This window comes from Actinobacillus minor NM305 (genome assembly GCF_000175195.1).
Classification (GTDB): domain Bacteria; phylum Pseudomonadota; class Gammaproteobacteria; order Enterobacterales; family Pasteurellaceae; genus Haemophilus_A; species Haemophilus_A minor.
On sequence record NZ_ACQL01000138.1, the window covers coordinates 1 to 238 of the forward strand.

Below are 238 nucleotides of genomic sequence, written 5' to 3' on the forward strand. Positions count from 1 at the left end.
CCTGCCATAAGATGAGCCCAAGTGGGATTAGGTAGTTGGTGGGGTAAAGGCCTACCAAGCCGACGATCTCTAGCTGGTCTGAGAGGATGACCAGCCACACTGGAACTGAGACACGGTCCAGACTCCTACGGGAGGCAGCAGTGGGGAATATTGCACAATGGGGGGAACCCTGATGCAGCCATGCCGCGTGAATGAAGAAGGCCTTCGGGTTGTAAAGTTCTTTCGGTGATGAGGAAGG

The 238-nt window shown here is 55.0% G+C and carries 1 rRNA gene; it reads left to right on the forward strand.

Annotation, left to right across the window (positions count from 1 at the left end):
* Nucleotides 1–238 (forward strand): 16S ribosomal RNA (locus AM305_RS10130); the annotation flags it as partial.